19 protein-coding genes are annotated in these 17,154 nt (G+C 70.8%); 8 read left to right on the forward strand and 11 right to left on the reverse strand.

Annotated features, from left to right (window positions below; genetic code table 11):
- Positions 1-14 precede the first annotated feature (14 nt).
- Positions 15-533: a winged helix-turn-helix transcriptional regulator gene (locus LWP59_RS07585; RefSeq protein WP_144638949.1), complete on the reverse strand. Its 519-nt coding sequence runs from the start codon at positions 531-533 to the stop codon at positions 15-17.
- Positions 534-588: 55 nt separating this feature from the next.
- Here LWP59_RS07585 and LWP59_RS07590 point away from each other — a divergent pair, with 55 nt between their 5' ends.
- The gene (locus LWP59_RS07590) at positions 589-1,962 is read left to right on the forward strand and encodes an MFS transporter (RefSeq protein WP_144638952.1); all 1,374 of its coding nucleotides are present in this window, start codon (positions 589-591) and stop codon (positions 1,960-1,962) included.
- Between the two features lie 80 nt (positions 1,963-2,042).
- Here the strand turns inward: LWP59_RS07590 and LWP59_RS07595 are convergent, their stop codons facing one another.
- Together LWP59_RS07595 and LWP59_RS07600 are read right to left on the reverse strand one after the other, a co-directional pair.
- Entirely contained in the window at positions 2,043-2,897 is an 855-nt protein-coding gene (locus tag LWP59_RS07595; protein WP_144638954.1) for an SAM-dependent methyltransferase, read from the reverse strand.
- 153 nt (positions 2,898-3,050) lie between these two features.
- Positions 3,051-3,725 (reverse strand): helix-turn-helix transcriptional regulator, encoded by a 675-nt coding sequence (locus LWP59_RS07600; protein ID WP_229857324.1) that lies wholly within the window; start codon positions 3,723-3,725, stop codon positions 3,051-3,053.
- Positions 3,726-3,818: 93 nt separating this feature from the next.
- Here LWP59_RS07600 and LWP59_RS07605 point away from each other — a divergent pair, with 93 nt between their 5' ends.
- Positions 3,819-6,197 carry a helix-turn-helix transcriptional regulator gene (locus tag LWP59_RS07605; RefSeq protein ID WP_144638956.1) on the forward strand — a complete coding sequence of 793 codons (2,379 nt, stop codon included), beginning with the start codon at positions 3,819-3,821 and terminating at the stop codon, positions 6,195-6,197.
- A 319-nt stretch (positions 6,198-6,516) separates the two neighbouring features.
- Positions 6,517-6,909: a type 1 periplasmic-binding domain-containing protein gene (locus tag LWP59_RS07610; RefSeq protein ID WP_233921977.1), complete on the forward strand. Its 393-nt coding sequence runs from the start codon at positions 6,517-6,519 to the stop codon at positions 6,907-6,909.
- On the opposite strand, the gene LWP59_RS07615 is transcribed toward LWP59_RS07610, so the two are convergent.
- A complete protein-coding gene (locus tag LWP59_RS07615) occupies positions 6,797-8,263 on the reverse strand; it encodes an alpha/beta fold hydrolase (RefSeq protein WP_229857322.1) in 1,467 nt (488 codons plus the stop codon). The two genes, LWP59_RS07610 and LWP59_RS07615, sit on opposite strands and share 113 nt — an antisense overlap.
- Positions 8,264-8,294: 31 nt before the next feature.
- On the opposite strand from LWP59_RS07615, the gene LWP59_RS07620 reads away from it, so the two are divergent.
- The gene (locus LWP59_RS07620; RefSeq protein ID WP_186383256.1) at positions 8,295-8,573 is read left to right on the forward strand and encodes a hypothetical protein; all 279 of its coding nucleotides are present in this window, start codon (positions 8,295-8,297) and stop codon (positions 8,571-8,573) included.
- Between the two features lie 151 nt (positions 8,574-8,724).
- Here the strand turns inward: LWP59_RS07620 and rraA are convergent, their stop codons facing one another.
- Complete coding sequence (gene rraA / locus LWP59_RS07625) at positions 8,725-9,207, reverse strand: ribonuclease E activity regulator RraA (RefSeq protein WP_144638960.1); 483 nt, start codon at positions 9,205-9,207, stop codon at positions 8,725-8,727.
- A 163-nt stretch (positions 9,208-9,370) separates the two neighbouring features.
- Complete coding sequence (locus tag LWP59_RS07630) at positions 9,371-9,664, reverse strand: hypothetical protein (RefSeq protein WP_186383257.1); 294 nt, start codon at positions 9,662-9,664, stop codon at positions 9,371-9,373.
- On the opposite strand from LWP59_RS07630, the gene LWP59_RS07635 reads away from it, so the two are divergent.
- From LWP59_RS07635 to LWP59_RS07645, 3 genes are all read left to right on the forward strand, one after another.
- Complete coding sequence (locus LWP59_RS07635; RefSeq protein ID WP_186383263.1) at positions 9,606-9,824, forward strand: hypothetical protein; 219 nt, start codon at positions 9,606-9,608, stop codon at positions 9,822-9,824. The two genes, LWP59_RS07630 and LWP59_RS07635, sit on opposite strands and share 59 nt — an antisense overlap.
- A gap of 106 nt (positions 9,825-9,930) precedes the next feature.
- Positions 9,931-10,650, forward strand: coding sequence for a GAF and ANTAR domain-containing protein (locus LWP59_RS07640; protein WP_144638962.1), 720 nt, complete (start codon positions 9,931-9,933; stop codon positions 10,648-10,650).
- Positions 10,647-11,387, forward strand: a complete 741-nt coding sequence (locus LWP59_RS07645) for a GAF and ANTAR domain-containing protein (protein WP_144638964.1) — start codon at positions 10,647-10,649, stop codon at positions 11,385-11,387. The genes LWP59_RS07640 and LWP59_RS07645 overlap by 4 nt, the downstream gene beginning before the upstream one ends.
- 116 nt (positions 11,388-11,503) lie before the next feature.
- Here the strand turns inward: LWP59_RS07645 and LWP59_RS07650 are convergent, their stop codons facing one another.
- The 4 genes from LWP59_RS07650 to LWP59_RS07665 form a co-directional block, all read right to left on the reverse strand.
- The gene (locus LWP59_RS07650) at positions 11,504-12,022 is read right to left on the reverse strand and encodes a lytic polysaccharide monooxygenase auxiliary activity family 9 protein (protein WP_144638966.1); all 519 of its coding nucleotides are present in this window, start codon (positions 12,020-12,022) and stop codon (positions 11,504-11,506) included.
- 182 nt (positions 12,023-12,204) lie between these two features.
- A complete protein-coding gene (locus LWP59_RS07655) occupies positions 12,205-12,909 on the reverse strand; it encodes a class II aldolase/adducin family protein (RefSeq protein WP_229857320.1) in 705 nt (234 codons plus the stop codon).
- A gap of 8 nt (positions 12,910-12,917) precedes the next feature.
- A complete protein-coding gene (locus tag LWP59_RS07660; protein ID WP_144638970.1) occupies positions 12,918-13,907 on the reverse strand; it encodes a substrate-binding domain-containing protein in 990 nt (329 codons plus the stop codon).
- Complete coding sequence (locus LWP59_RS07665; RefSeq protein WP_144638972.1) at positions 13,904-15,319, reverse strand: MFS transporter; 1,416 nt, start codon at positions 15,317-15,319, stop codon at positions 13,904-13,906. Before LWP59_RS07665 ends, LWP59_RS07660 begins: the two co-directional genes overlap by 4 nt.
- 101 nt (positions 15,320-15,420) lie before the next feature.
- Between LWP59_RS07665 and LWP59_RS07670 the strand changes: the two genes are divergently transcribed.
- Positions 15,421-16,002 carry a PadR family transcriptional regulator gene (locus tag LWP59_RS07670; RefSeq protein WP_144638974.1) on the forward strand — a complete coding sequence of 194 codons (582 nt, stop codon included), beginning with the start codon at positions 15,421-15,423 and terminating at the stop codon, positions 16,000-16,002.
- Between the two features lie 19 nt (positions 16,003-16,021).
- On the opposite strand, the gene LWP59_RS07675 is transcribed toward LWP59_RS07670, so the two are convergent.
- Positions 16,022-16,927 carry a hypothetical protein gene (locus LWP59_RS07675; protein ID WP_229857319.1) on the reverse strand — a complete coding sequence of 302 codons (906 nt, stop codon included), beginning with the start codon at positions 16,925-16,927 and terminating at the stop codon, positions 16,022-16,024.
- Positions 16,928-17,154 lie beyond the last annotated feature (227 nt).

Consider the following 17,154-nt stretch of genomic DNA (forward strand, 5'->3'; position numbering starts at 1 on the left):
TGGTCCCGGCCGCCTCAGGCCAGCACCAGCGGCTCCAGCAGCCGGTGCCCTGGACGCAGCGCCTGCTCCACCGGATCATCCGGATCCGGTGCGCGGCCGGGGCCGGGTTGGTACTCGATCTCCGTCGCGGCGGGGAGGCGGCGGCAATTCGCGCAGAAGCCGCCCGCTACCAGTGCGTCGCCGCACTCTGCGTGCAGGAACACCGAGCGCGCGCCGTTGGGCGCCAGGTTCTGGTTCCCCCACGTGTTGAGCGCGTGCAGAGCCGGCCAGAGGTCCAGACCTTTTCGGACGAGCTGGTACTCGTGACGCCCGGGGCGGTACTCGTGCCGTTCGAGGATGCCCGCCTCCACCAGCCGCTCCAGGCGGACCGTCAACACGGCCTTCGGAATACCCAGGTGTCGCTGGAAATCCGAGAAGCGCCGCAGGCCGAGGAAACAGTCTCGAACGATGAGCAGCGTCCAGCGTTCGCCGACGACCTCCAGTGCGCGCGCTATGGAGCACTCCTGGGTCGAGTAGTCGGACTTGAGAGCCATGGTTCCAGCGTAGTCCTCGGTTCAATGAACAGACGAAACGTGCTACCGTCGCACCATGGTTCAATCACCAGACCGAACCGTGGTGACCGCCGCGGCCGGCACGCTCCTGGCGATGCTGTCGTTCACGGCGCCGCTCGTGACCATCCAGCAGACCGCCACGGGGCTGGGCGCCGGCGCGTCCGGCCAGACGTGGATGCTCAGCTCGATGAGCCTCGGTCTCACGGTCGCGATGCTCACCGCGGGCACGGCCGGTGACGACTTCGGGCGGCGTCGCGTGTTCGTCGGGGGTGCCGCGCTGCTGACCATCGCGTCGGTCGCGAGCGCTCTCGCGCCGACGACACTGGTGTTCGTGCTCGCCCGGGTGTTCGCGGGTTTCGGTGCGGCGGCGGTGCTGGCGTGCAGTCTCGCACTGATCGGTCACGCGCTGCCGCCGGGTCACGCGCGGGTGCGCGCGATGGGACTGTGGGGCGCGAGCATGGGCGCCGGCCTCGCGATCGGGCCGTTCGTGGCTTCGCTGTGTGCGATGGGATCGAACTGGCGACTGACCTACTGGATCGGCGCCGTGCTGACGGCGGCGCTCGCGGTCGGTGGGCGCACGGTGCTCGCCGAATCGACCTCCGGCCGCTCGCGCCGGGTGGACGTGCCGGGCGTGGTGCTGCTCGCGGCGGGGCTGGCCAGTCTGCTCGCCGGGCTGACCGAGGGGCGTGGCGGCTGGGATGAACCACTCGTGCTGGTGCTGCTCGTGGTGGGAATCGTCGTACTGGTGGCGTTCCTGGTCGTCGAGTGGCGCTCGCGCGCCCCGATGATCGACTTGTCGCTTTTCCGTCGGCGGGCACTGCTTTCGGCGACGGCGGTCAGCTTCGCGAACGGCGTCGGCATCACGGCGGCGATGTCCTTCCTGCCGACGGTGCTGCAGCGCGGGCTGGGTGAGTCCTCCCTGGTGGCGTCGGGGTTTCTGCTGGTGTGGTCGGTGACGAGCGTCGCGGCGTCGATGAGCGCGCGGCTGCTGGGTGCGCGCGTGCCGCCGGGCGCGCGGATGGCGGGCGGACTGATCCTGACCGCGTTGGGGCTGCTGGCTTTGATGGGGCTGGCGAACCGGGTGGAGCTGGTGGCCGGGCTGTTCCTCGCGGGCATCGGCACGGGCCTGGTGAACGCGACCGTCGGCGGCGAGGCGGTGGCGAGTGTGCCGGCGCACCGGGCGGGCATGGGGAGCGGGATCAACAACACGAGCCGCTATCTGGGTGCGGCGCTCGGAGTGACCGTCGTGTTCGTGCTCAGCGTCCACAGTGGACAAGCGAACCTGCTGTCCGGGTGGGGTGTCTCGGCGGTCGTATGTGCGGTGGTGTCCCTCGCCGGGGCGGTCGCGGCGCTCGGTCTGCGCGCGAAGGAGCCCGTCGCCGCAAGCCTTCCCCGAGCCGGCGCGCGGTGAATTCGCTGCGCCTGTGCATTGCAGGGGCCTGACGAAAACCGGCCCCGGGAAGAGTCCCCGGGGCCGGTCGCCGGAAGTGATCAGGGCTTGCGCGCGACGATGCCCGCGATGCAGTGCGCGGCCTTGCTGAGCGGCGTCAGCCGCGGGCCGTCCGGCCACCACTCGTCGCAGGCGACGAGGCCGGGCGCGGTGGTCGCGTTGGGCTTGATGATCTCCAGGCCGGGCAGCATGGCGACGATCTCGTCCTTCGTGCGGAACCGGCCCGCCCCCATCGGCCCGTGCACGAGGATTTCCTCGATCCGCTTTGCCAGCTGGGTCAGCTCGGGCACCTCGGGGTCGTAGAAGTGCGAGAACACCACGTACGAACCGGGCGCGAGCGCGTCGATGTACTCCTGCATGACGGCGGGCCCGCCGTCGCCCTCGAAGTGGTGCAGGGTACCGACGTGCAGCAGGACGACCGGCTGCGAGAAGTCGATGTGCTTGACGACGATGTCGTTCTTCAGCACCGCGGACGGGGTGAAGATGTCCGCCTCGACCATGTGGACGTTCTCGTTCTCCTCCAGCAGCGCCCGCCCGTGGGCCAGCACCACCGGGTCGTTGTCCACATAGACGACCCGCGCGTCGGAGTTGCTCCGCTGCACGATCTGGTGCGTGTTCTCCGCGGTGGGCAGTCCCGAACCGCAGTCGAGGTACTGCTCGATACCGGTCTGCCCGGCCAGGAACCGGCAGGCCCGGTTCAGGAACCCGCGGTTGCCCTTGGCGATGTCCACCGCCTCCGGCACCGCCTGGTTGATCTTGGTCATCACCGTGCGGTCGACCTCGTAGTGGTCCTTGCCACCGAGGAACCCGTCGTAGATCCGGGCGATGCTCGGCCTGTTGGGATCCACGCCGACGGGGACCTGCCTCGGTGATGGGGTGGGCGGTGCACCGGACATTACTGCCTCGCAGAACGTTGCTTCACGACTGACCCACTGAGAGTAGTGCGCTGTGTCTCAGCCGTAAACGCCGACGTCGGGTTTCGGTGCGCCGCGCCGTCCGCGGAAAGATCCACAGAGGACCGTTCCGCCGTCTCACCCCAGTTGTGGCGCTCAGATGAGGCCGTGACGCAGTGCGTAGGACACCGCGTGCGTGCGGTTGCGCAGGCCCAGCCTGGTCGTGAGCTTGTGCAGGATGTTCTTCACGGTTCGTTCCGAGTAGGCCATCTCGGCCGCGATCTCGGCGGTGTCCCGCCCCTCGGCGAGCAGCCGCAGCACGGTCGTCTCGCGGCTGGAGAGTCCCGTCGGGGTCAGGTCGTGCGGCACCAGGACGTCCCGGTGCAGCCGGGCAAGGCCCTGCAGCATCTGTCCCAGCTGCTCGGGCGGCAGGTGCCCGCGGCCCTGGTGCGCATCGGTGATCGCCTTGCGCAACCGTTCGGCGGTGGCCTCCTTCCGCGGCACGAGGACGACCAGGCCGCTCTCGATCGCCGCCCACAGCTCGCCCGGCTGCGGTGGCTCCGCGACGAGGACCAGGCGCGCGTGCCGGGCGGAGTCACCGACCAGGTACGGCAGGGTACGGATGTCGTCGGTGACGGCGACCAGGACGCCGGGCTGGTGCAGTTCGCCTTCGACGAGCCGGATCCCCGGCTGGCCGCGCAGGGCGCTGACCAGACCCGATCGCAGCAGGGGGTCGGCGGCCAGCACTCCGACGGGCACAGCGGAGGGAAGCCGGCCAAAGGTGGGATGTGTGGTGCCCGTGTCCTCCATCCGGGCGATACCGATTGACATGGCGTCAGGAAACCGCGAAAAGCTCGAGCTCTGCCAGGAATAACGACCAGCAGTTTTTCGCTCCCGCCAGTTCTGCCGGTTTAATGGGCGCCGGTGAACGAGACATCTGCCGACGAGCCCACCTTCGGCGAGCTGCTCCTGGAGCTCCGCCGGGGAGCCGGGTTGACCCAGGCCGAGCTGGCCGAAGCCTCCGGCGTGAGCGTTCGCGCGCTCAGCGATCTCGAGCGCGGCCGGGCCCGCGCGGCGCAGCGCAGATCCACCGAAGCACTCGCCGGCGCCCTCGGGCTGCGCGGTGAGGAGCGCGTCACATTCCTCGACCGCGCCCGCCAGGGCCGCCTGCGCGGCGCCCGTCCGGCCCCGCGGCCGGGGATGGTCGCGATGCTGCCGACCGCGGTGCCCGACCTGGTCGGCCGGACCGCAGAGCTGGACCGGCTGCGCGCCGCCGCGGTCGACGCCGCCGGCACGCCGGGCGGGGTGGTGGTCTCGGTCGTCGGGCATCCCGGCGTCGGCAAGACCGCGCTCGCCGCGACCGCCGCCCACGAGCTGCGCGGGGAGTTCCCCGACGGCTGCTTCTCCATCGACCTGCGCGGGATGGACGACAAGCCGGTCACCCCGCGCGCCGCGCTCGACATCCTGCTCCGCGCGCTGGGCGTGCCGGTGCAGCGGACCCCGCTCAGCGTCGTGGAGCAGACCACCTTGTTCCGCTCGCTGCTGTCCGGGCGCCGCACGATGATCCTGCTCGACAACGCCGCCGACGAGACGCAGCTGCGCCCGCTGCTCGCCAGGACCACCGGCTGCCTCACGGTGATCACTTGCCGGCGCGCGCTCGCCGGGCTCGAGTCGGGCCGCTGGATCTGGCTCACCGCGCTCAGCCGCGGCGACGCGGCCTCCCTCGTCGGCACGATCATCGGCGACGAGCGGGTCCGGGCCGAGCCGGAGGGCGCGGCCGAACTGGCGGAACTGTGCGGAAACCTGCCGCTCGCGGTGCGCATCGCCGGGAACCGGCTGGCGAGCAGGCCGCACTGGACGATCTCGCACCTGGTCTCGCTGCTGCGCGACGAGGGCACCCGGCTGGCCGCGCTCTCGGCTGGCGACCTGCGCGTGCGTTCGGCGTTCGAGATGTCACACCGGCGCCTGACCGGGGAGGCGCGCCTGGTGTTCCAGCGGCTCGCCGTGATCCCCGGGCCGGACTTCGGGGTGGAGGTCGCGGCCGTCGCCACCGGCCTGCCGGAGGTGGCGGTGCGGCGCTACATCGACGAGCTGGTCGACGCGAACCTGCTGCAGGCCTCCGCGGAGGACGGCCGCTACTCCTACCACGACCTGATCAGGCTGTTCGCCCGTGAGCGGCTGGAGGCGGAGGAGGACCCCGACGATCTCGCGAAGGTCCGCCGCACGGTGGTGAGTCATCTGCTCGACAGCGCGATGGTCGCCGCCGAGTGGTTCCACCCCGAGGCCGTGAGCGTCTCGCGTGGCTTCGGCTCCCGTGAGGAAGCGGGCCGCTGGCTCGACCGCGAGGCCTCGGGCTGGCTCGCCGCCCACGGCATCGCCGCCCGACTCGGCGATCGGCACCGGGTGGTGGACCTGGCCGAGGCGATGCACTGGTACTCCGACGTCCGCCAGCAGCAGCCGTGGGACGAGGTGTTCACGCTGGGGGCGCACGCGGCGCGCGAGCTGGGGGACCGGCACGCCGAGGCGAAGCTGCTCAACTTCGTCGGCTGGGCGCGCTACATGTGCCTGCAGGACATCGAGGGCGGGCTCGCCGCGCACGAGGAGGCGCTGGCGCTCGCGCGCGAGATCGGGGACCGGCGCGAGGAGACCTGGGCGCTGGGCTACCTCGGCGCCGTGCTGATGCGGCTCGGTCGGCCGGAGGAGGCGCTCGAGCACATCAGGCCCGCCGCCGCGGTTTCCGCCGAACTCGGGTTCTGGGCCGGGCAGGGCCCGATCCGCAACGCACTCGGCCAGGTGCTCGGCGCCGTCGGGCGGCCCGAGGAGGCGCTGGCCGTGCACCGGGAGGTCCTCGCCGACACCGAGCTGCGCCGCGCCGAGGCCAACCCGAACACCTACCTGTTCTTCCGGTCCCTCATCTTCCGCCTGATCGGGATGGATCTGGGGGCGATGGGGGAATGGCCGGAGGCCGCACGGGCACATCGCACCGCCCGTTCGCTGTTCGCGGAAGCCGGTGACCCGAGGGGCGCGGCGGGGTCCGCATTGGACGAGGGCAGAGCCTGGCGTGCGGCGGGCGAACACGCGCGGGCGCTGGACTGCCTGCGTGCCGCGCTGAGCGCGTTGACCGAACCGTTCACGCGGTGGCAGCGCGCACAGACTCTCGCGGAACTGGCGTGCGTGCTGGAGCTGAGCGGGAGCCGCGCCGCCGCACGGGAGCACCGGCACGACGCGATCATCCTTTGTGGACAGGTGGGAACCGACGCCGCCGAACGGCTGGCGGCCGAGCTCACCCGCTCCGGATACTGATTCCCTGTCACTTCGGGCAGTTGTCCCCCTTCGTTGGGGAAAATGCCGGTACCGGCAGCCGCGTCGCTGGCACTGGGCGCCTGTGCCGCACGCGGCGACGACAGCTCGTCGACGGCGACCTCGGCCGCGGCTCCGTCGGTGGACTTCGGGATCGGGCTCGCAGACCAGATCAAGCAGGCGCCCGGGACGCGGGCGACCTGCACCGACAAGGTGAAGACCGGCCAGACCGACTTCTCCGCCGTGGTCAACAAGGTTGCCGCCGAGAACCCCTCAAGGGGCCGGCGCCGGCGCGACCGACGCCTACTTCACCTGCCCGTGCGTGCCCGAGGACAACTTCAAGGACTTCACCGCCGCCTTCAAGCAGCAGGAGGGCGCCGACCCCGGCACGTACTCGCCGGAGGGCTACGACGTCGCGACGATCCTGCTCAAGGGCATCGACTCGGGTGCCAAGGACCGCGCGGGGCTGCTGGACTTCGTCAAGGACTACGACGGCCAGGGCCTGACCAAGCACTTCAAGTGGGACACCAAGGGCGAGCTCGCGGACACGCCCGTGTGGAGCTACCGCGTGCAGAACGGCAAGATCGTCAACAACGGCGAGATCAGCGGAGCCTGCCCGGCCGACGGCGGAACTCGGCGCGCCAGCGGTCCAGCTCCTCGATGCCGACCACTTCGACGCCCTCGCACGCGAACGCCTCGACCTCCTCGCGGGTGAGCGGCCATGGCGGCCCGCTCTCATCGCCGTTGCCGGACCCGGCGATGACGAGCAGGGCCCCGCCCGGCGCGACCAGCCGTCGGACGGCGGCGGTGGCGGCGTCGCGGTGCGTGCGGGGGATCGCCTGCACGGTGAAGATCTCGACGACGAGGTCGAACGCGCCGGGCCACTCGGGTGGCGGGTCGAGCAGATCCGCCACCCGGTAGTCCACTGTGGACCCGGGATGGCGGCCGCTCGCCACCTCGACCGCGGTCGGGGAGACGTCGAAGGCGGTGGTGGTGAAGCCGAGGCTCGCGAGGTACTCGGCATCCGCGCCCAGTCCGCAGCCGACGACGACGGCACGGCCGGGCGCGAAGGACCGGTCCTTCGCCCAGTCGACGAGCAGGGGTGCGGCGTTGCTGCGGTCCCAGGGCATCGGCACCTCGCCGGCCACGCCCGCGGAGTACAGCCGGTCGAACCAGCCCGTCGGGTCGCCGCTCTCGATCGAGCGCGCCGCGAGCCGGTCGGCCTGCGCGTCCCAGCCGCCCGAGGTGTGCCGCAGCAGGGCCGGCACCACGGTGTCCCACGTCGGGCGCGGGGGCATCTGGTGCCCGACCCCGTTGAGCGGCAACAGCTCCGCGTCGGGGATCGCCCGCGCCAGCGCCTCGGCGTGCGCGTAGGGGAACAGCGGGTCGGCGGTGCCGTGGATGACCAGCGTGGGCAGCTCGATCTCGCCCAGCCTCGCCCGCACGGACTCGGCGCCTTCGAGGATGGCGTGGTTCTCGGCGCTCGCCGGGTTCGCCGAGCGGGTGACGACCTGTTCGACCAGGGCACGTACGTGGTCCTCGTCGAAGTACTCCGGCGTCTCGAAGTGCCGCTCGGTCTCGACGATGTGCTCGACCGCCGCGTTCTTGTCCGACCAGTCGGGCGACTGCGCCTCGCTGAAGAAGTCGCGCAGCGGCACCGACATCGGCGGCAGGTCCGGGCCGCCGGGGCTGGTCGCGACCAGCGTCAGCGACTCGAGCCGGTCCGGATGGTGCACGGCGAGCTGTTGCGCGACCGAGCCGCCCATCGAGATGCCGATGACGTGCGCCCGCGCCACGCCGAGTGCGTCGAGCACCCCGAGCGCGTCGGCCACCAGATCCGGAAATCCGTAGCCGGGCGCGCCGGGCGGGTAGTGCACGGACTGACCCGTGTCGCGGCTGTCGTACCGGATCACGAACCGCATGCCCTCGGTGAGCCGGTCGCAGAAGTCCTTCTCCCACCAGTCCATGGCCGCGCCCCCGCCGCCGATCAGCAGGATCGCCGGATCGCGCGGCTCGCCGAATGTCTCGGCGCACAGCTCCACGCCGTTCACCCGGAGCATTTCGCCCATGCGGCGACAATAGCCGGATTAGGTTGTCGGCGTGCCCCGGAAAACGGCGGTGGAACTGGTCGAAGCGCGGAGTGACGTCGCGCAGCTGTGCGTGCTGCGCGGCGGCCGGGTGCTGCAGCTCGGCAAGGAGGCCATCACGGTCCGGCACGTGCTGCAGCACCGTCCGGGGATCACGACGGCGGGCGGCGCGTTCGGCGATGCGCTGGTGATGGCGGACTGGGCCCGCTCGGTCCACCGCGCGGGATCTCGCGGCGTTCTACGTCATGCCGGCGCGGGCCGCGCGCGACCCGCACCCCGCTCGGGCGGCTGAGCAGCCCCCGCACCTTCGGCCACAACGGCAGCAACTGCTGCATCGCCTGGGCCGACCCGGACCGTGACGTGGTCTACGCCTACGTCACGGACCGGGTGCGCGGACAGGCATCGGCCGTGCGCCACCAGGAGGCGCTGGCCGATGCGGTGCTTCAGGAGCTGGACGGCAGCAGCGCCACGCCGTCGTCGTCGGCGTAGAGCAGGTCGCCCGGGCGGAAGGTGATGCCGCCGAAGCCGACCGGCACGTCGATCGCGCCGACGCCGGCCTTGCTGCTCTTACGCGGGTTGGTGCCCAGGGCCTTGATGCCGATCGCCATGTCCGCTAGCTGGGCGCTGTCCCGGACCGCCCCGTTGATCACCAGCCCGGCCCAGCCGTTCTCCACGGCCGAACCGGCGATGAGGTCGCCGGTCAGTGCGGCGTGCAGCGAGCCACCGCCGTCGATCACCAGGACCGCGCCCTCGCCGGGAGTGCGCAGCAGCTCACGCAGCAGGCCGTTGTCCTGGTAGCAGGAGACCGTGCGCACGGGGCCGGTGAAGATCCGGTGCTTGCCGAACTGGCGGAACTGGGTGTCGCAGACCTGGAGCTTGTCGCCATGCTCGTCCACGAGGTCCGCGGTGCTGAAAGAACTCGTCACCCGATCATGATGCCTCAGCGCCCGTCGGCCGGGCCGGACGGACGGTCGCCGCGGGAAACGCTTTCGCCCCCGAGCGTTCGGAAGCGGTTCCCGCGGCGACCGGCGCCCCCGGCCTGCCCCGGCGGGCAGGAGGCTTCGGGCGGGACCAGAAGACGCGCTTGGGTCAGTGGAAGAACAGGCGGGCGATCAGGCCCGTCACGACCAGCCAGAAGATCGCGGCCAGTCCGTAGTTCACCAGCACGGCGAGCTGGGCGTTGTCGATGGGGAACAGGCCCGGGAAGAACAGGGCCAGTGGTTCGGCGATCGAGCGGATGAACCGGACGAAGGCGTTGCCCGCGTTGGCTCCCAGCAGGATCATCAGAATGTAGATCACTTCGACTAGTGCGAATACGGCTCCGATGCCGGTGACGATCCTGGCGGCGGAGGCCCGGCCACTGTATGTTCGTGTTCTGGTCATGGGGGAGAAATTCCTCGAAACCGCCGTTCGAAAACCCGAATGGGTGACAAATACTCCGTTCGTCCCCGCAAGCTGGGCCGATCGCCACATTCCCACGCCATTGTCGGTGCGTATTCGTTCGCACACGGCGAGTGAGCGACCACGCCTCGATGCCGGTTGACACGAAGGCCTCTCGCCGCGCGGCGCTCGTGTCCGCGGACTCGGAAATGAACTCTGGGTATTGTTCAGCCACCCTGGCAGGAGAGCACCGAGGCGGTACGCAGGAGATGAACGAGGACAGGGCGTCCAGGATCTGGGCGTCCATCGTCGGTCACGCACGCCGTGAGGCCGCTCCCGTCTCGCTGCGCCACGTGTGCCTAGCCTGCGGCGACGCGGTCTCGGCCGGTGTCGCCGTGCTGTTGTCGGCCGCTACGCTGCGAGCCGGGCAACTGGTGTATGCCACCGACCCACTCGGCGAGGAGCTGGTAGAGCTGCAGACCACATCGGGAGAAGGTCCTGCGGTCGACGCTGCCGCGGGGTTCGAGCCGGTTCTGGTACCGGACCTCGCGGGTGAGCAGTGCCGTGCCCGCTGGCCCGGATACGTGCCGGACGCGTTGCGTGCCGGTGCGCGGGCGCAGTTCTCCGTCCCGCTGCGCATCGGTGCGGTGCGGGTGGGCGCGCTGGACCTCCACCGCCCCGAAGCCGGGCCGCTGCCACCTGGTGCACTCGCCGACGCGATGGTCTGTGCCGACGTGGCACTCGCGATCGCCCTGGACGGACAGGCCGGGGCGAACGGCGAGGATCGCTTCTTCGACCAGGGCGCCGAGTTGCACCAGGCTGCCGGAATGGTGTCGGTACAGCTCGGGGTGCCGGTCGGCGAGGCCATGGTCAGACTTCGTGCACACGCATACGCTCATGGTGAGCGGCTGGGGGAGGTGGCGAGGGCGGTGGTGCAACGCAGGCTGCGGTTCGCCGGCAACGACACGTCCGAAGGGGAACACCGATGAGTGTGCCGGATGCGCGGGTGACGCGGACATTCGTCGAGCTCGCGGACACCCTGGTGGCCGACTTCGACCTGATCGAGTTTCTGCACCTGCTGACCGTCCGCTGCGTGGACCTGCTCGGGGTCGAGGCGGCGGGCCTGCTGCTGGCCAACACGCACGGGGTGCTCAACGTGGTCGCCGCCTCCGGCGAGCAGGTTCGCCTGCTCGAGCTGTTGCAGCTGCAGAACCACGAGGGCGCGGCGATCGACTGCTACCGGGAGGGACGGGCGGTCCAGTGCCCCGACCTCACCCACGCTCCGCCGCGGTGGCCCGTGTTCGCGCGGGCCGCGCGGGACGCCGGGTTCCTGGCAGTGGTCGCCGTGCCGATGCGGCTGCGCAACGACATCGTCGGCGCGGTCAACCTGTTCGCCGCCAGTTCCGGCGAGCTGGGGCAGGACAGGCTGAGCGTCGGGCAGGCGCTCGCCGACATCGCGACGATCGGCATCCTGCACGAGCGGACCCTGCGGCGGCACGAGGTCCTCGTCGAGCAGCTGCAGACGGCGCTGACCAGCCGGATCACCATCGAGCAGGCGAAGGGCGTGCTCGCCGAACGGCTCGGGATCGGTGTGGACGAGGCCTTCGTCTCGTTGCGGATGTACGCGCGCAGCCACCGGCGGCGGCTCGCCGAGGTGGCCACCTCGGTCGTGGAGCGGCTGCCGGAAGGGGATTCGGTCGTGGCGGCCTACCGCGGCACGCACTAGTGGACGGTGTGCGGATCAGGGCCACGTCCGTGTCGTGAGCGTGACCCTGATCCGCTCCTCCACCCTCGGGTTGGCCGGAGGAAAACGATAACCCGCGAGCGCGCGCAGGAGAAGGGTCAGCCGATCTGCAGATCGACGCAGGAGTAGAAGGCGTTGGCGGTGTCGGCGATGTTCCAGACGGCGAGCACCTTCTGCCTGCCGGTGAAGCTGCCGAAATCCACCGTGTGCGTCACGGTGGCGGGCGGCTGGGTGTTCCCCCCGTCCACCACGGCGACCCGCGTGCCGCCGATGTAGTACTCCCAGTCGCTGGTGCGGTGGGACGCGGTGTTCGTCCAGGTGAAGGTCACCGTCCGGCCCACCGGGGTGACGCGCCAGCCCAAGGTGTCGTCGTCCAGTTCGGCGAAGCGGGTGTTGCCGCCGCTGCAGCTGCGCAGGCCCTTCGTGCCTTCGACGCTCTGTGGTTCGTATTTGATGTCGCCGCAGGAGACGATGCCCTGGGCGCATTGGGCCTGCCGGCTGAGCGGGGCGGAGACGTAACCGTGTGCGCTCGCGACCCCGGCGGGCAGCCCGAGCGCGATGACCGGCGCGAGCGCGGCCCCGGCGGCAATGGATTTGAGGTGCTTCCTGCTGGTCATGAGCCTCTCCTTTTCCCTGGCTTGGGACGGAGTTGTCTGAACCTTTGTGGTCTAGACCATAATGCAGGGTAAAGGAGCGGTCAAGAATCGTGTTCGCGGAAAATGACGGACCCGGTGGCCGCGGCGTTGGGAGGTGGCGGTTCCGCCACGGCGAAAACCGCCACCGCCCAAGGACGACACGCTCAGCCGCCCGAGACCTCCGCCACCAGGGCCCGCCACTGCGCGTCCGTGTTGAAACCCGCCCCGAGGTCCGGCAGCTCGGCCAGGTCCGCGTTGCTCACGTCGGGGACCTTGGTGCCCAGCCGGTGCAGCTCCACCGTCACCCGTGCCAGGGTCTCCAGCGCGATCGTCCGCACCACGGCCTCCTCGACCGTCGCCCCGGTGACCGTCACGCCGTGTCCCCGCAGCAGGCACACCGGCCGCTCGCCCATCGCCGCCAGCATCTCCTGCGCCAGGTCGCGCCGCCGGATCAGCACCGACCGCGGGTACACCGGCACGCCGCCCGCGGCGAGCCGCATGCCGGGAATGTCGAACGCGCCGTAGACCGGCCGCAGCGGCAGGCCCGCCAGCCCGCAGAGGAGCATCGCCGGCGGATGGGCGTGCACCACCGCGCCCACCGACGGCCGCGCCCGCAGCACCTCGGTGTGGATCGGCAGCTCGTTCGGCACCCGCCACTCGCCGAGCTCGTCGCCCTCGCCGTCGAGGTCCACCAGCCGGATGTCGGCCACCTCGGTCTGCCGCAGCCCTCGTTCGCGCGGGCCGCGCGTGCGCACCAGCAGGTGCGAATCGTCGACCCGCACGCTCACGTGCCCGAGGATCCCCTCGACCACCCCGTGCGCGGCCAGGATCCGGCACGCGTCCGAAACCGTCTGCTTGAGACTGTCCACAACGGACCTCACAGCTTGAACGAGTCGGAGGCGGAGGCCAGCACGATCTCCTCGGGAGACCGGACCCGCGAAGCCAGGCCCTGCTCGTAGGAGTAGCGGGCGAAGGTCTCCAGCACGTGCCGGTTGCGCTCGAGACCGTAGTCCCAGTAACCCGGGCCGAGCGCGTCCAGCGTCTCCTCCAGGTGCTGCTGCAGCCACGGCAACATCACCTTCAACGCGTTGCGGTGCTTCAGGTCCTCGTACGCCAGCTCCAGCGACGCGGTGAACGCCTTCGTGAGCGAACGCGCGATCCACGGGTTCCGCTCGTGCAGCTCGCGCCGGAGCACGACAGTGTGCATGATCGGGAAGATCCGCGTCCGCCGGTAGTAGTCCTTCTCCACCGCCGTGAAGTCCTCGAACAGGTGCCGGACCTGCGGCACCCGGCCGAAGCACGATGGCTGGCTGGCGCTGCAGATCGCGTCGATCTCGCCGTCGGCCAGCATCTCCGAGAGCGTCTGGTCCGGGCCGATCGGCGTGACGCTGATCGAGTCGGGCAGGTCGAGCCGGATCTTCTCGTCCCGTCCCGGCTCCTCGATGCCGCCGGTGAAGTACTGCACCGAGTCCACCGGCACGCCGTACTCCTCGGCGAGGATCCCGCGCTGCCACACCCCGGCCGTCATCTGGTACTCCGGCGTGCCGATGCGCTTACCGACCAGGTCCGCGGGCTTGTCGATGCCGCCGGCGGTGTTGACGTAGATCGACTGGTGCCGGAAGAACCGCGACGGGAACACCGGCAGCGCCACGAACGGCGGCTCGTCCTGGTTCAGGGTCAGCAGGTACGACGACAGGCTCATCTCGCAGACGTCGAACTCCTGGTGGCGCAGCTGGCGGTAGAACGTCTCCTCGACCGGCAGTGACAGGAAGTTCAGGTCGATGCCCTCGGGTCGCACGCGCCCGTCCTGCAGTGCGCGCATCCGGTCGTAGTCCCAGCAGGCGAAGGAGAGCTGGAGACGGTTCATGTGGTGATCCCTTCGAGATCGGACGTGGCGACGGGTGTGGCTCGCCGTCGCCGGGCAAGGGGGACGCACAGCAGCAGCGCGACGATCGCGCAGAGCCCGCAGGCCGCGAAGCCCGCGAGGTACGAACTGAGCGCCGGGGTCCCGGCGGGAGTGGTCAGGCTCGCGAACAACACGCCCGCGACGGCGCTGCCGACGGAGTTGCCCACCGCGTACATCACGACCGAGAGCCCGAGCGCGATGCCGGACTCCGCGGCCGGAACCGCCCGCAGCACCAGCAGTTGCGTCGCGGCGAGGGCGACCGCGAGGCCCATCGAGTCGAAGCCGAGCGACACCAGTTCGAGGACCGGCACCGCGTGCCCGAGCGCGAACCCGACGAAGCCGATGGTGATCGAGACGAAGCCGATCGCCGAGGTCAGCACCAGCCCGCGGGGCCGTGCCCCGCGCAGCACGAAGATGCCGAGCACACTGCCGACGGCCTGCGGCAGCGCGAACCAGCCCGCGGTCAGGCTGCCCCAGCCGTAGCCGAACCCGGACGCGAGCGGCGTCTGCGCGAGTCGGGTCACCGCGGACAGGGAGCCGTAGATGCCGAACGCGATGAGGAACGTCATGGCGTAGGGGAGGGCGACCTCGGGGCGCAGCAGGTACGAGACATCGATGAGCGGCGTGCGCGCGGTGCGCTCGCGCCACCACCACAGGGCGCCCAGCGCGATGCCACCGATCAGCAGGCCGAGCACCTGGCCCGAGCCCCACCCCCAGGAGGGGCCCTGGCTGAGCCCGAGCAGCAGGGCGACGAGTGCCAGCGTCAGCAGCACCGCACCGGGCACGTCGAGCCCGCCGCTGGCGCGCTCGGGCGAGTCGCGGACGAAGACCGTCGTCGCGATGAGGCCGAGCAGGCTCACCCCCGCGCCGATGACGAAGAACAGGTGCCAGTTCTGCGGGTGGATGCCGACGACGGCGCCGATCAGCAGACCCGCGGCGATGCCGAGGCCGGTGCCGACGTGGATGGCGCTGATCGCGGTGTGCGCCCGCTTCGGCGGCAGCGTGTCGCTCGCGATCGCTTCCGGGAGCGCGAGCATGGGCAGCTGGGCGCCGATGAGCACGCGGCCGACCAGGACGAGCGGCAGGCTGGTCGCGAAGCTGTCGATCACGCAGCCGGCCAGCACGAGCCCCATCGCCAGCAGGATGACGGGCTTCTTGCCGATCAGGTCGGCGAGCCGGGTGAGCACCGCGAGGAACACCGCGCCGGACAGCAGGCCGGACGTGAGGATCCACGAGGTGCCGGCGGCGGAGGTGTGCAGGGCCTTGCCTATCGAGGGCAGCAGCGGCAGCAGGCCGACCTGGACCAGCTGAAGGGCGAAACCCAGATAGGTCAACGTGATCACGGCGGCGCGGCCGTTGACTGGTGTGCTCATGGCGGGGACTCCGTTGTCGTTGGTCGAGCAGGGCCGTACGCTAGCGGCGGCTCAGAATATATGTCAACATTTACGTATCGAGTTACATATTTGGAGGCTCGATGTCCCTGCGGCACGCGCTGCTCGCCCTGCTCGAGGCGGGTCCGATGACGGGCTACGAGCTGGCCAAGCAGTTCGACCAGTCGGCGGACCGCGTCTGGCACGCGCCGCATCCGCAGATCTACACGGAGCTGCGCAAGCTCGAGGGCGAAGGCCTGGTGGCCGCGGACGAGCAGCCACGCGGGACGAAGGCGGTGAAGCGGGCGTACCGGCTGAACCCGGACGGGGAGCGGGAGTTGCGGCGCTGGGTGTCGGAACTCGAGGCGCCGCAACAGGTCCGGGATGCGGCGTACCTCAAGGCGACGTACTTCGAGTACGCGGAGCCCGCGACCGTGCGGCGGCATTTCGAGCGGCACCGGGCGCACCACGAGGAGCAGCTGCAGCGCTGGGAACGGCATGTGGCGCAGCTGCAGGCGCGCGAGACGGAGCTGCTCCAGCGGCGCCTGGCGCACGCTTCGGAGTCCGACCACGAGGCGATCGTCGCGTACAAGGTGCACGTCTACCAGGGGATGGCCGAACGCGCGCGGACTGAGATCGAGTGGGCAGAGCGGGGCCTGGACCTGGTGGACAAGCTGACTTCTTGAGGGTTGCCGGGCGGGGCGCTCAGTCCAGGTCGTTCGCGCGTTTCCCGGCTGCCGTGGCAGCTCGTTTGGCGGCTGTGAGCGCCTTGCGGGCCGCGGTCACCTCCGCACGCAGGTCGCGTTCGGCTTGGGTGGCTTCGTCGAGGCGGGCGCGCAGGTCGGCGATCGTGGCCGCCGCCTCTTCGGCTCGCTGTTCCGCCTCCGACAACGCCTGTTCGGCTTCGTCCTGGGCTTTGGCCGCCTCGTCCGCCTCCTGGCGCGCCTTTTCGCGGGCTGCCTGGCGGCGCTCCTCTTCACGGGCTGCCTTCTCGCGGGCCGCGGCCTGACGTTCCTTCTCGCGCGACGGCTTCTCGCGCGACGGCTTCGAAGCCTGCCGCGAAGGCTGCCGCGAGGGCCGCGAAGCCGGCCGCGAAGGCCGCGAACGCGCGGGAGGCTTCGCCGGCATGACGGCCGCCGTGAGCCACTGCTCCGGCGAGCCCGGCGTCAGCGCCGCGCTCAACTGAGCAGCCCGGACCGCGTCGAGGGCCTGCTCGTCGGACACCGCGGCCTCGAACGTGTCCTCGACCTGCCGCCCGGTCGCGTCGCTGAACGCGTACCCCGCCTTGCGCGCGAGCCAGTGCGCCCGCTTGCTCAGCATCTCGATCACCTCGTGCCGCCGCCGCGACAGCGTCCGCAGCTGCGGCCCCGCCAGCTCCTGATGCGCCCGGCGCAACGACTCGCCCAGTTCGGCGAGCTGGTCGATCTCCTCGGGGCAGTTCCGGCTGACCTGGTTCACCAGCCACGCGGCGACCGTCGGCTTGCGCAGCCCGGCGATCCGGTCCGCCACCGCGCGGTCCGGTCGCGCCTGCTTGGCTCGCTCGTCGCGAAGCGCGGTGAAGTCCTCGCGCTTCGCGGCGAACAGCTCATCCGCCACCGACTCGAAGTCCATCGCGCCCAGTCAAGCACGACAGCCCGTGCCACACCGCGTAGCGCGGCCACAGATTGGCGTAGACCATTGCGCACGGTCGCCGCGCGCCTGGTCAGGCCACTCTTTCGAGTGACGAGCGCGCCCCCGCGGCGAAATGTCGAATTGCCCGGACACGACCTCCAGGTGGGCTGGACCGGCCGGGAAAACGATTGCTCCAGCCGGCTGGATATCAACGATCGATAACGAAA

The sequence above is a fragment of the Amycolatopsis acidiphila genome (assembly GCF_021391495.1).
GTDB classification, from domain to species: Bacteria; Actinomycetota; Actinomycetes; order Mycobacteriales; family Pseudonocardiaceae; genus Amycolatopsis_E; species Amycolatopsis_E acidiphila.